Consider the following 14924-nt stretch of genomic DNA (forward strand, 5'->3'; position numbering starts at 1 on the left):
CTTTCTGGGCTTCCTCTCTCATTTCATTCTAACTCCTAGCTTCCAGCTACTAACTCCTAAGAAAAATGGCCGCAATTACTGCCGCAGACGTGAACAAGCTCCGCACCATGACTGGCGCGGGCATGATGGATTGCAAAAAAGCCTTGACCGAAGCCGATGGCGACTTCGAGTCTGCCCGTGACCTGTTGCGCAAGCAGGGTCAGAAAATCGCCGACAAGCGCGCCGAAAACGAAACGTCGGAAGGCTTTGTAGCCGTAAGCGTGAGCGAAGACGGCACCAACGGCAAGCTGATTGCCCTGGCCTGCGAAACCGAGTCGGTAGCCAAAGTGGCTAACTTCCGCGAGCTGGTACAGCGCATCCTGGATGCCGCCGTGCGTACCAACGCTACCACCAAGGAAGAAGTACTGGCTGCCAAAGAAGATGACGGCCTGACCATTCAGGAGCACATCACGGACCTGATGGGCAAAATCGGCGAGAAGCTGGACGTAACCTACGCTACGCTGACCGCGGAAAAAGTAGCTTCCTACATCCACTCCGACAACAAGAAAGGCGTACTCGTGGGCCTGAAGAACGTGGGTGGTGCCGACACCGCCACCGTTGGTCGCGACGTAGCCATGCAGATTGTAGCCATGAAGCCCGTTGCCGTTGATAAAGACGGTGTAGATTCGGCTATTGCGGAACGCGAAATTGAAATCGGCAAAGAGCAGGCGCGTGCTGAAGGCAAGCCCGAGGCGATGCTGGAGAAAATTGCTCAGGGCAAGCTGAACAAGTTCTACAAGGAAAACACCCTGCTGAACCAGGAGTTCGTGAAAGACAACTCGATGACCATTGCGCAGCTGCTCGACAAAACGTCGAAAGGCATGACGGTCACCGACTTCAAGCGCGTAGCTATCGGTGCCTAAGCTTTTGGTTTAGACAAGTAGAAAGCCCCGCTGGCAGTGTGCCGGCGGGGCTTTTTTGTGGAGTGGCAGCTACAGGCCCGCCGGTTTCGGCGTGTTCATCTGCTCGTGAATCTGGTCGTTCTTGCGCAGGTATTCTTCCAGCGTTTCCATGCCGAGGGCAGCGCGGCGCTTATTCACGTTTTTGGGGTCTCGCAATGACCTGGGAGCGGCCTTGCCGATGCCGGGTCCAGTGTAGATGACCTGGGTGCCGTATTCCTGAGGCTGATTGGTGGCTTCGGCCACCCGATCGGTGAGGTAGGCGTAGCTGCGCGGACTGGCATTTTTGGCTTTCACTTCCTTTCGCATCCGCTGCAATACCTGCCGCTGAAACTCCGGATGAGCATCGGCGTGCTGCACGAGCAGGAAGAAATTGCCGGCGCTTTTTTCGCCTACCTGCTTGAAGCCTGGGTAGCCGTACTTTTTCAGGATGGCTTCCAGCACGGGCTGGTGCCGGGCAAAGATGACGTGCTGCTCCGCTATCAGGCGCTTGCTGGTGCTGTCGGGAAGCTTGCTGCGCATTAGCTCCTGCATGGGTCGCTGGTCGGCGTCAGCCAGGCTATCGAGCATGCGGCTGAGCCGGGGAAACTGCACGGGCACTGTTTGCGCCATAGCCGGCGCACCAAAGGCCAGCGCCGCCAGAAAAACAACCAAGGTTTTCATATCGAGAGGGTATAACCAGCTAATAAGCAACCGGCTAAATATACCCTTTCTACTGATTCTGCCGCTGCCACGTCCGCACGCGTGCCTCGGCGTTCTGGCGCAGGTTCAGGTAAAACAACCCATAATCGGCGATGTGGAAAGAGTGGCGGAGCTGGGGCTGGCCGGGCAGCAGGAAGCGCGGATAGCCCAGCGGCTTGGGCGGATGAATCCAGACGAGGCCGTCGTGCACTTTGGCATCGACTACGGCAGTGTCGAGGCGGTCGAAGCCGTAGGGCACACCGCCGCGGTTCAGGGAAGCGGGAGCAGCTACGGTGTCGAGCGTCCAGCTAAGCGGATTGGTGGCTACGCCGCCGGCGAAGGGCGGATACTCGTTGCCCCACTCCACCGAGTTCCAGACTACGTAGCAGCCCGTTTGGGTTGAGTCGGCGCAGGGACGCAAAGTCTGGTATTCGTCGGTCTTGACTTTGAAGCCAATGAGGTAGGCCGCTACCAGCTGCCGGCGCAGCTTGGGGTCGTTGTCGAAAAACTCATGGAGCAGGCGCGTGGCGTGGAAGGTCCCTTGGCTGTGGCTGGCGATGATGAGGGGGCGGCCCTGGTTGTAGTGCGTCAGATAGTACTGAAAAGCTGCTTTCACATCGCCGTAGGCCAGCTCCAGCGCTTGGCGGCCGTTGGTACTCTGCGCATCATCGAAGAAGGAATAGAGCGTGGCCTGGCGGTAGCGCGGGGCGAAGATGCGGCCGGCGGAGTTGAAGGCGCTGGCCTGCTTGCGGATGACGCTGGCATCGGTGAAGCGGTTCAGGCGCTCGTCGGCCAGGTTGGCGTTCCAGGATTCGCGCCGGAAAAAGGTGGTCGGGTGCACGTAGAATACATCTGCCGGGGCGGTTTGCTGCTGGTCGCGCAGGGTGGTGTGGCGGGGAACCGCGTCGGCGGAGTCGAGGCGGCTGGGCAGAGCGGCCCAGCTGGCGGGCAGCGCGTAATCGGGGCCGGGTGCGGGCTGGTAGGCCGTGAACTGGCGGCCGGGCTTGATTATCTGGGTGCAGGCGCTGATGCCGGTGAGCAGCAGCCCCAGCATCGGCCGCGCAAGGCGGGCTAACGGGAATAAAAGCATCGGTATAAGGCGCTTGCGGGCGGCGGACCGGGTAGCGGCGGCCGGCTTTGGCGGCTAATCGGTGAAGGTATTCTCAAGCAGGCGCTCCTGGCGCAGGTACTTGATTTTGAAGTTGCGGTCGAAGCGGATGCGGACCTGGGCGCGTACCTGCTGGTGCTTCTGCAACGACTGGCGCAGGGCGCGGCTTTTCTCCAGAAACGTAACCACCCGCGAGCCGTCGTTTACCGGCTCGCTGATTTGCATACTGCCGGGCTCGATCTGGGTTTCGGCCTCCAGAAACTCCGGAAAATGGCTTCGGGCCAGCTCGACCCCAATGGCGGCCGGCGTGGTGTTCTGCAGCGTATAGAAACGCTCTACACTCGGCGCGAAATACTGCGTGGCATCGAAGGGAGCTGCTTTCAGGTCTTCGTAGTAGGCCGCCAGCACACCTTCAATGCGGCTGCGTACGGCGCTGTCGTCGGGGGCGGGCGCTTCGGTGGGCGGCACCTCGGCGGGCGCGGGCGGCGCGGTAGTGCGGCCGGAATCGGGAGCTGGCGCGACAACAGGTGGTGCGGCGGGCGTCACGCGCACGGTTTCGGGTGCGGCGGCGGGCGGCGGGTCAATCTGCTCGACCTGGGGGCCGGTTTCGGGAGTCACCGGCTGGCCGTCGGCCTCGGTGCGGCTGATGCTGCTGAGCCGCTCCGATTCGCGGTTGCCCAGCATCAGATACGCCACCAAGGCCAGCAGCGCGACGATGCCGCCCACGATGAGAATGGTAGCCAGCGGATTGCGGGCCGGGGCCACATACGGCATATCCACGGCCGGCACTTCGGTATCGTACTCGTCTTCGGCGCTGGGCGAAGCTCCCGGCCGGCCCGATTCGATGGGGCGGCTGAAGGTTTCGGCAGGCGGGGCGGGGGCGTTGGGCGGTGCTACGGGCGGCACGGCGGCCGGTGGCGGCATTATGGGCGGCAGCAGCGGCTCCTCAAGCGGGGCGCTGGTAGCCGAAGGCGGCGGCGCGGCAGCCGGCGCTTCTGCCGCGCCTTCCCCCGACTCGCTGAAAAGCAGCTTGCGCTTCAGGGTTTCGAACTCGGCGGGCGTGATGGTGCCCGCATCGAGCCATTCCTTGAGCTGACGCAGGGTATCGAGGGGCGAAGGGTCTTTGTCCATATCCATGTCCGTAAAGAGCAGCGCGAAAAAACGATGATGGCGGCTGACAAATGGCTTATTTACGCTCCAAACCCGTCATTCGGTCACGCTTGCGCTGCAGGCGCAGCTTGCGCAGATCCAGCTGTTGGGCGTTGCTGACGAGCTTCACAGAGTCTTCGCGGGCCTTGAGCGTGTTGCTGATGTTTTGCTGCTTGAGCGCCTCGATGCGGGCCAGGTTGCTGGTAGTGCTGGCCTGCAGGCTGGTACGCTCTTTTTCGAGCTTTTCCTTTTCCTTCTCGGCTTCCTTGAGCTGCTTTTCGGCCTCGGCAATCTGCTCGCGGTAGGCTTTGAGGCGGGCAGCGCTGGCGAAGCTCTGGGTGATGGTGCGCAGGGCGGCAAACTCGGTGGCGTTTTTGTCGGGGCTCAAAAACGTATCGGGGCCGAAAGCGGCCCACACCGACAGCTCCGAGGTGCTGTCGGAGGGCGAAGTGACGGTGGAGTACAGGTCGATGAGCTTGCCCGACACGCTGGAAGCCGGGGTTTGCTTGGCCACCAGCAGGTCGCTTTTGCCCAGGCCCAGCACGCCGCCGCCCTTCACCCGAATGTTGTAGGTGTCTTTAAGCCACGACTGCCAGAAGTCGCGCGTCCAGGCGGCGGTGCCTTCCACCTGCACCTTCACCGCGTCGCGCTCCTTGCGCTCGAAGTTGGTGGTGCTGGTACGCACATCATAAAGCTGGGCCTGAACTTTGGCAGCCGACCCAAACAGGGCGCTGGCAACAAGCAGAAAAACAACAAAGAACTTCATAAGAGCAGGGAGTGGTGAGATAGTGAAATGGTGAATTAGTGACTTAGCGAATTAGTGAGTTTGATGTTTTATCTGCGCTGATCTGCGCTGGCCGAACAAAACTCACTAATTCGCTAAGTCACTAACTCACAGCTCATGGCGGTCGAAGGCGGCTTGCAGGTCCTGGCGCATTTGGGCGAAGCGCTGCACGGCGGCGGCCACGAACTCGGCATCGAGCAGCTGGCGTACGTCGGCTTCGCTGGTCACGTCCATTTCGCTCACCTTGTAGGTTTGCTCCAGCTGGCCTTTTTCGAGCTTGATGAGGTATTTGCCGTTCCAGGAGAAGAGCGTGATTTTGACATCCGGGTGCGGAATATCGGCGAGCTGGCGCATGGTGGCGGTGGTAGGAGAATTGAACGGGCGAAGATAGGCAGGCGGCCGCAACCAGCCGATGGCGCAAGGCGGCGCTGGTGGTCAGTCTGGAGACTGAATTCGTGAGGCGGCTGGAAATCTCGCCAGCTGCGCTGGCTCAGACTTCCGCCAGTTGCGAGCTTACGCTACCGTGTGCAAAATTACCCAGAGCGACACCGTGGAAATAATCAACCACAGCAGAATGCCCTGCACGAAGGGCCGCACGCCCACCGAGCGCAGCACCTGCGCCGACAGCCCCGCGCCAATCAGAAACAGCGTGAGCGTGAGGCCGATTTTGGCCAGATACACGGCCAGCGGAGCCAGCGCGTGCAGAGCAGGCACGTACGTATTCAGCAGCATGGCCGCCACGAAGCCCAGAATGAAGTACGGCAGCTTCACTTTTGCGCCGGGCATTTTGAAGAAGAAGGCCGTGCCCAGGCTGACGGGAATAATCCAGAGGGCGCGGGCCAGCTTCACGGTGGTGGCAATCTGCAGGGCCTCGGGGCCGTAGTGGCTGGCGGCTCCTACTACTGAGCTGGTATCGTGAATGGCAATGGCGCACCAGAGGCCAAACTGGCTTTGCGAGAGGTGCAGCCCGTGGCCCAGGGCCGGAAACAGGAACAGCGCCACGGAGTTGAGAATGAACACCGTTCCCAGCGCCACCGACATCTGCGACTCCTCAGCCCGCAGCACCGGCCCCACGGCCGCAATGGCACTACCCCCGCAGATGGCCGTGCCGCAGGAAATAAGGTGGGAGGTTTTGCGGTCAATCTTCAGCCAGCGGCCCACCAGAAAGCCCAGCCCCAGCGTGCCGACGATAGAGGCCACCGTGAACAGCAGGCCCGTGCGCCCGGCCTGCAGGGCCTGATGCGCGTTCATGCCGAACCCCAGCCCCACCACCGACCACTGCAGCAGCTTGCTGGTATACTTGCGGCTCTGCACCGGCCACGGGTTGCCGAAGACCAGAGCCACCACCAGCCCCAGCGCCAGCGCCAGCGGCGGCGAGCCCCAGGGCGTGAGGCACAGCCCCAGCGCCAACCCGAATACCAGCATCGGCGGCGTGAGGGCATAGCCAAAAACCAGAAAAGACCGCCGCCGAAACACCGAAAAAGCAGTTTCTCCAGCCTCAGCGGAGTCGGTAGTGGGGTGCGGTGGGCGGGCGGTTTTCATGGGGGCGGCAGCAGCAAATAAGACCCCAAAAGTACGCCTGCCCCACCCCTATCGATAATCAAAAATACTTATAGGCAATTACTTTAGGTAATTGGTGATTTAGTGAGTTTGTTGTTCTTTTTGCGCCAACTGCGCCACTTGCGCAGCCAGAACGTAAAACTCACTAAATCACTAAGTCGCTAAATCACCACCTCCAGGCTCCGGTGGGCGTGGGCGAGGAAGCGCTGGGCCTGGGCGGAAAGCGGCTGGCCCTGCACCCATACGGCCTCGAAGCGGCGCGGCAGGTGCAGCTCCGGCACGGGCACTATTTCCAGCTCGCCGGCCGCCACTTCCCTGGCAATGGCGCGGCGCGAAACGAAGCCCACGCAGTCGGGGGCCGCTTCCAGGTAGGCTTTAATGGCTTCCGTGTTGTCGAGGTAAAAGGCCACCGGCAGCTCTGAGAGCTTGATTTTGTGCGCCCGTAAGGCAAATTCCAGTACTTCCAGCGTGCCCGAGCCCCGCTCGCGCAGCACCAGCGGATGCCGGAGCACTTCGGCCAAGGAAAGCGGCGGGGCGGGCGAACCGACGGGGCGGGCTTTGCGCACGGCCAGCAGCTCGTCGTGCAGCAGCAGCTCGTAGTGCAGGTCGCGGGTTTTCACCTGGCCCTCCACGAAGCCCAGATCGATGTGGCCGTGGAGCAGGGCTTCGGCAATCTGCTCGGAGTTGGCGTTGAGCAGCGTGAGCCCAACGTGAGGATAGCGCTGCTGAAACGCGGGCAGAATGGCCGGAATGACGTATTGGGCCAGCGTGGTGCTGGCTCCGAGGCGCAGGCGGCCGGCGGTTTCGTCGTGCAGGCCGTGCAGCTGGTCAGTGAGCTGCTGGTGCAAGGCTTCTACCTGATCGGCGTGCAGCAGCAGCAGGCGGCCGGCTTCGGTGAGGCTCACGCGGCCCGCCCGCCGCTCAAACAGGCGCTGCCCATACTGCCGCTCCAGCTCCCGAATGTGCTTGGTGATGGCGGGCTGGGTGACATATAGCTCCTGGGCTGCCTTGGTGAAGCTGAGGTGCCGGGCCACCGATTGAAAGACGCGCAGACGGAAATCGGGCATGAGGGCAAGATAGGTTGGTTTATGATGATTGAAAGAACCTCATGCTTGATCTGGCGTCCGCTTGTGGAAGCATCTCGACTGCCAAAGGAATTCTGATTACTGCTGCGGTAGAGATGCTTCGACAAGCTTAGCATGACAGTTCCCAAAACCGCGCTTACCTTGCCGGCCTCAATTCCTTCCCGTCTTCCCCATGAAAAAACCCTTTTTCACCGCGCTGCTGGCCCTGCCGCTGGCCGCCGCCGCCCAGCAAAGCGGCCTGACCCCCGAAAAGCTCTGGCAGCTCGGCCGCCTGGGCGAAATGCAGGTATCGCCGGATAAAAAGACCGTGGCTTTCACCGTGACGCGCTATTCACTAACCGACAACAAGGGCAACGCCGACATCTACACCGTGCCCGTGGCCAGCGGCCCGGTGCGGCAGCTCACCGCCACGCCCGGCTCAGAAAACACCTTGAACTGGCGGCCCGACGGCAAGCTCACGTTCATCTCGGGTGAGGGCGGCACCGACCAGCTCTACGCCATGAGCGCCGACGGCAGCGGCAAAGAGCAGCTCAGCGCTTTCCCGGATGAAGGGCTTGCGAACCTGAAATACGCGCCCAAGGGCAATTTCATTCTCTACACCCAGGACGTGAAAACCGGCAAGGAAATCAAGGACTGGTATCCTGACTTACCCAAGGCCGACGCCCGCCTCATCGACGACTTGAACTACCGGCACTGGAGCAGCTGGGATGATTTTAAGGCCACGCACGTCTTTTTCCAGCCCATCGGGGCCGACGGCAAGCCCACCGGCTACGGCAAGGATGCCATGGCGGGTGAGAAGTTCGACGCCCCGCTGCAGCCGGTGGCCGGTTCCGAGCAGCTGGCCTTTTCGCCCGATGGCTATTCGGTGGCCTACACCTCGCGTAAGCTCACGGGTAAGGCCGAGGCCGAAAGCACCAACTCTGATATTTACCTCTACGACATCCGGGAGGGCAAAACCGAGAACCTGAGCCTGGGCCTGGAAGGCTACGACACCGAGCCTGCCTTCTCGCCCGACGGCACCAAAATAGCCTGGCTGAGCATGGGCACCCCCGGCTTCGAGTCGGACCGCAACGGCATTGTGGTGTATGATTTCAAGACCAAGAAGCGCCAGGATATTACCCAGGGCTCGGAGCAGGCCGCGGGCAATATTCGCTGGAGCCCGGATGGTAAAACCATCTATTTCAACGGCGTGACGCAGGGCACCGATCAGCTGTTCAGCATTAGCAGCAAGGGCGGCAAAATCCGGCAGCTGACCACCGGCGCCCAGAACTACAACAGCTTCGAGCTGGCCGGCCCCAGCACGGCCATTGCCAGCAAAACCACCATCGGCAGCCCCGCCGACCTGGTGCGCCTCGACCTGAAAACAGGCCGCGAAACCCCGCTCACCACCATCAACAAAGATGAGCTGGCCGGCGTGAAGATGGGCCGCGTGGAGGACCGCCGCGTGACCACCACCGACGGCAAGCAGATGCAGGTGTACGTCATCTACCCGCCCGATTTCGACCCAGCCAAAAAATACCCGACCCTGCTCTACTGCCAGGGCGGCCCCCAGAGCCCGATTACGCAGAGCTTCTCGTACCGCTGGAACTTCCAGCTCATGGCCGCCAACGGCTACATCGTGGTGGCCCCCAACCGGCGCGGCCTGCCCGGCTTCGGCACCGAGTGGAACAACAGCATCAGCGGCGACTGGGGCGGCCAGCCCATCCGCGACTACCTCGCCGCCATCGACGCCGTGAGCCAGGAACCCTTCGTGGACAAGGACCGGCGCGGCTGCGTGGGGGCCAGCTACGGCGGCTACTCCGTGTATTACCTGGCCGGCCACCACGAGGGCCGCTTCAAAACCTTCATTGCCCACGCCGGCCTGTTCGACCTGACCAGCTGGTACCCCAGCACCGAGGAAATGTTCTTCGCCAAACACGACATCGGGGCCGCGCCCTGGGAAATGCCCCAGCACAAGAGCTACACCGAGTTCAACCCCCAGCAGTTTGTGGGCCGGTGGGACACCCCGATTCTGGTTATTCACGGCGGCAAGGACTTCCGGGTGCCCGAGGGCCAGGGCATGGAAGCCTTTGGCTCGGCCCAGCTGCGCGGCATCCCCAGCCGCTTCCTGTACTTCCCCAACGAGGGCCACTGGATTCAGAAGCCCCAGAACGCCGTACTCTGGCAGCGCGTGTTCTTCGAGTGGCTGGGCCGCACGCTCAAGACGGAAGGCGCGGCACCTACCGCCAAATAGACCATTCCGCTTGGTGTCGAAAAGCCTATCAGGGCATTGCGGCGAACTTTACCCAAATTTTCTAAAGCGTTCCGGCTTATGGCCGGAACGCTTTTTTAGTATTGCTGGTGGCTTCTCAGAAAACAGGAACCATAGAAGGTTGAGCGAAAGATACCGCTTGTGTTAACTGTAAACCGCCGCTTTTGTGAACGGTTAAAGCGCAAAAAGCACCAGCCTAACGCAGAAGGCACATCGGCGACTAGGCAAATAAAAACGAGCGAACCGCTTGGCCCGCTCGTTTCATTTGTCTCAATAACTAACCCGCGGCAGGGGCAATACGTGACGGCTCCCCTCCGCAGGCGTTGACGCTTACCAAATTTTGGCGCGGGTAGCAGCCGGGCGTACCATCTTGTCGCCTTCCTTGCAATCGAAGGCCGTGTGGAACTCGGGCATGTTCTGCAACGGACCGATGGTGCGGTATTGACTGGGTGAGTGCGGGTCGGTCTGGATTTGCTGGCGCACGGATTCGGGGCGCTGGTTGCGGCGCCAGATTTGGCCGTAGGCCAGGAAGAAACGCTGCTGAGGCGTGAAGCTGTCGATGCTCTGGCCGGCTTTGGCCTGCGGGGTTTTCATGAACGCCGCGTAGGCAATGGTGAGGCCGCCGAGGTCGGCCAGGTTTTCGCCCATCGTGAGCTTGCCGTTCACGTGCACCGAGTCAAGCGGGGAATAAGCGTCGAACTGCTGACCCACCACGGCGGCCTTGGCCATGAATTTGTCGGCGTCCTCCTTGGTCCACCAGTCTTTCAGGTTGCCTTGGGCATCAAACTGCCGGCCCTGGTCGTCGAAGCCGTGGGTCATTTCGTGGCCAATCACAGAGCCAATGCCGCCGTAGTTCACCGCGTCGTCGGCCTTGGCATCGAAGAACGGCGGCTGCAGAATACCGGCCGGAAACACAATCTCATTCAGCACCGGATTGTAGTAGGCATTTACCGTCGGGGGCGTCATGGTCCATTCCGTGCGGTCTACCGGTTTGCCGTACTTTTTCAGATTCTCCTGGTAGGCAAATTCAGCGGCTGCAAACATGTTATTCAGGTAGCTTTCGCGGCTCACGTTCAGGGTCGAGTAGTCTTTCCACTTGTCGGGGTAGCCAATCTTCACCACAAAGGCATTGAGTTTTTTCAGGGCTGCTGCTTTGGTGGATGCACTCATCCACTCCGTCGCCTGGATGCGCTCGGCGTAGGCGGCGCGCAGGTTTTCCACCAACGCCTTGGCGCGGGCTTTGGCGGCCGGCGGGAAGGCCTCGTCCACGTACAGCTGGCCGAAGGCTTCGCCCAGGGCGCCATCGGTAGCGGCCAGGGCCCGCCGCGTGCGGGGCAGCTGCTGTTTGGCTCCGCTCAGCACCTTGTTGAAGTTGAAGGCTTCGTCTACATACGCTTTGGGCAGGGCCGGTGTGGCCGAGGTGACCAAATGCCAGCGCATGTAGGTTTTTTGGTCGGCCAGGGGCTCGCTGCTCATCATGGTGTTCAGCTCCTTGGCAAACTCAGGCTGCGCGATGACCAAATCCTGCACCGAACCCAAGCCATTCAGCTTCAGCAGTTCCGGGAAGTTTAGGTTGGGGTAGTCCTGGGTGAGCTGGGCCACGGTGCGCTTGTTGTACATGGCCTGTATATCGCGCATGGCCACGCGGGTGCGGCTGGCCTGCGCCAAGCGGGTTTCGAGGCGCTGCACGGTAGCCGCGTTCTTTTCGGCGGTGGCGGGGCTGTCGCCCAGCATTTTAAACGTATTCACCAAGTACGTCTGGTACGCTGCCCGGATAGTCTTCGAGCGCGCGTCGTCTTTCAGGTAGTAGTCGCGGTCGGGCAGCGTGAGGCCCCCCTGGCTGAAAAAGGCCATGTACACGTCGTTCTGCTTGAGGTCCTGTATGACCCTGAACCCATAAAACGAGTTGCCCACGTGGGATTTGGGGTTGGCGAGCAGGCGCTGCACGCCGGCCAGATCTTTCACGGCCTCAATCTTGTCGAGGTGCGGCTGCAGGTACTTCAGCCCGGCCCGCTCGATGGCGGCCGAGTCCATCGCCGAAGCGTAGAAGTCACCTACCTTTTGGGCATTCGAGCCCGGCTTGGCGGTGCGGTCGGCAGCCGCCTGGTTGAGGATGCGCAGCGAAATAGCCCGGTTGTTTCTGGCCAGTTCGCTGCCCGCGCCCCAGCTCGACTCAGCGTCCGGAATCGGGTTGTTCTTCAGCCACGTGCCGGAAGCGTACCGGTAGAAATCGTCGCAGGGTTTCACCGACGGGTCGAGGTTGGCCACGGAGATGCCTGCCCCCGATGGACTGCCCATCGGAACGGTCGTTTTCACTTTGCCCGCCCCGGACTTGGTTTTAAGCTTGGTGTTTTGGGCCTGAGCCATGCCCGTCCAGAGCCCCAGCAGAGCGATGGTAAGGGTTGCAGATTTTGCGAGGTACAATTGCTTCATGAAAAGAAAAATTTGGACAGAAAAGTAAGCAGGGCGAAGGTAGTTGCTTTTTGGTGCGGTGCAGGCCGACTGCTACCAGCCTACCTTCATAAGGGTTAGCAGCTTGCTACCCAATCCGGAATAATCAGCAAAACAAAACGAGGCTCTTCCTAGCCGGTGCCCCCGGCAAATTCCTCTTGGTCGTCAGATGCGCCGACCAAGAGGTTCATGAAACTCAGATTTGTGATGAGTTTCGTGCCCTCCTCACTTCTCGCAAGATCTGATTTGGGTAAAGGCAAGCAGGACATTCCGGCGGGCCTTTTCTTCGGTTTCTAACAGTAGGCTTATTCTTATTTAGATATTATCTAATTAGCTATTTAAAATTAATCTAAACAGCCGTAGCTTTGTGCCCGAATCCAAGACCTACCTCCGGGCACTGCCCGCTTTATTATGCTCATTTCCTCCCTCCTTCTTTCCGTGCTGGCCACCAGCCCGCTGACCGTGACAAGTCCGACTGCGGCGGGCAGCCCGGCTTTTTCAACTTTGCTAAGTGACGAACCCGGCAAGGGTGCTACCCTCACCGGCACCGTGCTCGACCGCACCGGCAAGCCAGTGGAAGGCGTACTGATAACGGTAGGCCCCCGCACCGTCGTGACGGACCCGCAGGGTGTGTTCCGCCTCTATGGCCTGCCCACGGGCGAGGCTACCGTAACCGTAAGCGGCCTGAGCATCCGGCCCGTCAGCCAGACGGTGACGCTACAGGGCGGGCAGGTGCAAACAATCCAGCTTACCATTGAGGAAGCCGTGCAGGAGCTGGCCGGCGTGACGGTGGCGGCCAAAAGCCTGCGCTTTTCTCCCGAGGTAGATGGCAACATCATCACGGCGGGCAAGAAAAACGAGGTGATAGAGCTGGATAAGCTTGATGCCAACCTGGTAGTGAACAGCGCCCGCCAAGTGTTTGCCAAGGTGCCCGGCCTCACGGTGTGGGAAAGCGACGGCTCGGGCCAGCAGATCAACGTGGCTGCCCGCGGCCTCTCGCCCAACCGCTCGTGGGAGTTCAACACCCGCCAGAACGGCATGGACATCAGCTCCGACCCGATGGGCTACCCCGAGGCCTACTACAACCCGCCGCTGGAAGCCGTGGAGCGCATTCAGATCATCCGCGGCGGCGGCTCTTTGCAGTATGGGCCGCAGTTTGGCGGCATGCTGAACTACGAGCTGAAGCACGGGCCCAAGGACAAGAAAATCGAGTTTGAAACCAGCAACAGCGTGGGCAACAACGGTCTGGTGGGCACCTACAACTCGCTGGGCGGCACCGTGGGCAAAATTAGCTACTTCGGCTACTACCAGCAGCGGCTGGGCGGCGGCTGGCGCGACAACTCCGAGTTCAACATCCGCAACTTCCACGGCAACGTGCAGTTTCAGGCTACCAGCAAGCTGCGCCTGGGCGCTGAGATCAGCCACCTGGGCTACGAGATTCAGCAGCCCGGTGGCCTGACCGACGCGCAGTTCTACAACGGCGACGTGCGCAGCAGCAGCCGGGGCCGCAACTGGTTCAGCACGCCCTGGACCATTCCGGCCTTCACCGCCGACTACCAGTTTTCGGAGCGCACCCGCCTGAGCCTGAAAACTTTCGGCCTGATCGGCGAGCGGAACTCCATCGGCCTGGCCAGCAGCGTGAGCATCGACAAGCCCGATGCCGTGAACCCTGCCACCGGCCAGCCCGCCAACCGCCAGCTCGACCGGGACCGGTACCGCAACCTGGGCTCGGAGCTGCGCCTGCTGACGGACTACGGCGTGCTGGGCCAGCAGCACACGCTGGCCGCCGGCGTGCGGGTGGCCGCCGCCAACCTGGGCCGCCGCCAGCAGGGCACCGGCGACACCGGTGCCGACTTCAACCTCGACCTGCAGGCCCCGCGCTACGGCCGCGACCTGAGCTTCCGCACCCGCAACTACGCCGCCTTCGTGGAGAACATCTTCCGCGTGGGCTCCCGCCTGACCCTCACGCCGGGCGTACGCCTGGAGCTGATTGACAACGACGGCCGCGGCTACCTGAGCCTGAATGCCGACGGCAACGAGAACCGCGTCGAGCAAAGCTCCCAGCGCCGGGTGTTCCTGTACGGAGCCGGGGCCGAGCTGCGGGCCACCGCCCAGACCAGCTTCTACGCCAACTATTCCCGCGCCTTCCGCCCCGTCACCTTTGGCGACCTGACCCCGCCGGCCACCTCCGACGTGATTGACCCCAACCTGAAAGATGCCCGCGGCTACAACGCCGAAGTAGGCTACCGCGGCAGCTGGGGCAACGTGCTGACCTTCGACGTAGACGGCTTCTGGCTGCACTACGACGACCGGATCGGAATCATCCGCCGCTTCGTGCCGGGCAGCACCACCGCCACCCAGCAGTTGCGCACCAACATCGGCACCAGCGTAAACAAGGGCGTGGAAGCCTACGTGGAGCTGGACCTGATTCACGCCCTCACCCGCAACTTCGACCTGCCCCACTTCGACGTGTTTGCCTCTACTTCCTTCGTCGATGCCCGCTACACCCAGCTGCGCACCACCACGCTCAGCGGCAGCAGCCTGCAGGAGGGCGACCTGAAGAAGAACCGAGTCGAATACGCGCCCAAATACACTCACCGCTTCGGCGGCACGTTTGCCCATAAGGGATTTTCGGCCACCGCCCAGCTCACCCGCGTGGCGGAGGTATTCACCGATGCCAACAACACCGTGCTGCCCAACGCCGCCGCCACCACCGGCCGCGTGCCGGGCTACTCCGTCACCGACCTGTCGGCCACTTACCGCTTCGCCAAGCGCTTCACGGTGCGCGGCGGTCTTAATAACGTGTTCGACAAGCGCTACTTCACCCGCCGCTCGGGCGGCTACCCCGGCCCCGGCATTTTGCCCGCCGATGGCCGCACCTGGTTTGCGTCGGTGGGCGTGAAGCTGTAGGCAATTC

Annotated in this window: 11 protein-coding genes; 3 read left to right on the top strand and 8 right to left on the bottom strand. The window is 61.7% G+C overall.

The window, feature by feature from the left end:
* Positions 1–65: 65 nt before the first annotated feature.
* Positions 66–902, top strand: coding sequence for a translation elongation factor Ts (gene tsf, locus BUB62_RS04870; protein WP_073106886.1), 837 nt, complete (start codon positions 66–68; stop codon positions 900–902).
* A gap of 69 nt (positions 903–971) precedes the next feature.
* On the opposite strand, the gene BUB62_RS04875 is transcribed toward tsf, so the two are convergent.
* The 7 genes from BUB62_RS04875 to BUB62_RS04905 all read right to left on the bottom strand — a co-directional run bounded on the left by BUB62_RS04875 (position 972) and on the right by BUB62_RS04905 (position 7287).
* The gene (locus tag BUB62_RS04875; protein ID WP_073106889.1) at positions 972–1601 is read right to left on the bottom strand and encodes a DUF6624 domain-containing protein; all 630 of its coding nucleotides are present in this window, start codon (positions 1599–1601) and stop codon (positions 972–974) included.
* A gap of 49 nt (positions 1602–1650) precedes the next feature.
* The gene (locus tag BUB62_RS04880) at positions 1651–2709 is read right to left on the bottom strand and encodes a DUF3089 domain-containing protein (protein WP_073106891.1); all 1059 of its coding nucleotides are present in this window, start codon (positions 2707–2709) and stop codon (positions 1651–1653) included.
* 54 nt (positions 2710–2763) lie between these two features.
* Positions 2764–3858 carry an SHOCT domain-containing protein gene (locus BUB62_RS04885; RefSeq protein ID WP_143164032.1) on the bottom strand — a complete coding sequence of 365 codons (1095 nt, stop codon included), beginning with the start codon at positions 3856–3858 and terminating at the stop codon, positions 2764–2766.
* Positions 3859–3913: 55 nt separating this feature from the next.
* Positions 3914–4642 carry a hypothetical protein gene (locus tag BUB62_RS04890; protein WP_073106896.1) on the bottom strand — a complete coding sequence of 243 codons (729 nt, stop codon included), beginning with the start codon at positions 4640–4642 and terminating at the stop codon, positions 3914–3916.
* Between the two features lie 126 nt (positions 4643–4768).
* Positions 4769–5014, bottom strand: coding sequence for a hypothetical protein (locus tag BUB62_RS04895; RefSeq protein WP_073106898.1), 246 nt, complete (start codon positions 5012–5014; stop codon positions 4769–4771).
* A gap of 159 nt (positions 5015–5173) precedes the next feature.
* Entirely contained in the window at positions 5174–6202 is a 1029-nt protein-coding gene (locus tag BUB62_RS04900) for a YeiH family protein (RefSeq protein ID WP_073106902.1), read from the bottom strand.
* A 179-nt stretch (positions 6203–6381) separates the two neighbouring features.
* A complete protein-coding gene (locus BUB62_RS04905) occupies positions 6382–7287 on the bottom strand; it encodes a LysR substrate-binding domain-containing protein (protein WP_073106904.1) in 906 nt (301 codons plus the stop codon).
* 190 nt (positions 7288–7477) lie between these two features.
* On the opposite strand from BUB62_RS04905, the gene BUB62_RS04910 reads away from it, so the two are divergent.
* Positions 7478–9538, top strand: a complete 2061-nt coding sequence (locus tag BUB62_RS04910) for a S9 family peptidase (RefSeq protein WP_073106907.1) — start codon at positions 7478–7480, stop codon at positions 9536–9538.
* 348 nt (positions 9539–9886) lie between these two features.
* Here BUB62_RS04910 and BUB62_RS04915 read toward each other — a convergent pair whose 3' ends face one another.
* Positions 9887–11989, bottom strand: a complete 2103-nt coding sequence (locus tag BUB62_RS04915) for a M13 family metallopeptidase (RefSeq protein ID WP_073106909.1) — start codon at positions 11987–11989, stop codon at positions 9887–9889.
* Between the two features lie 429 nt (positions 11990–12418).
* Here BUB62_RS04915 and BUB62_RS04920 point away from each other — a divergent pair, with 429 nt between their 5' ends.
* Positions 12419–14917: a TonB-dependent receptor gene (locus BUB62_RS04920; protein ID WP_084538831.1), complete on the top strand. Its 2499-nt coding sequence runs from the start codon at positions 12419–12421 to the stop codon at positions 14915–14917.
* The last annotated feature ends 7 nt before the right edge of the window (positions 14918–14924 follow it).

This window comes from Hymenobacter daecheongensis DSM 21074 (assembly GCF_900141805.1).
Taxonomy (GTDB): Bacteria; Bacteroidota; Bacteroidia; order Cytophagales; family Hymenobacteraceae; genus Hymenobacter; species Hymenobacter daecheongensis.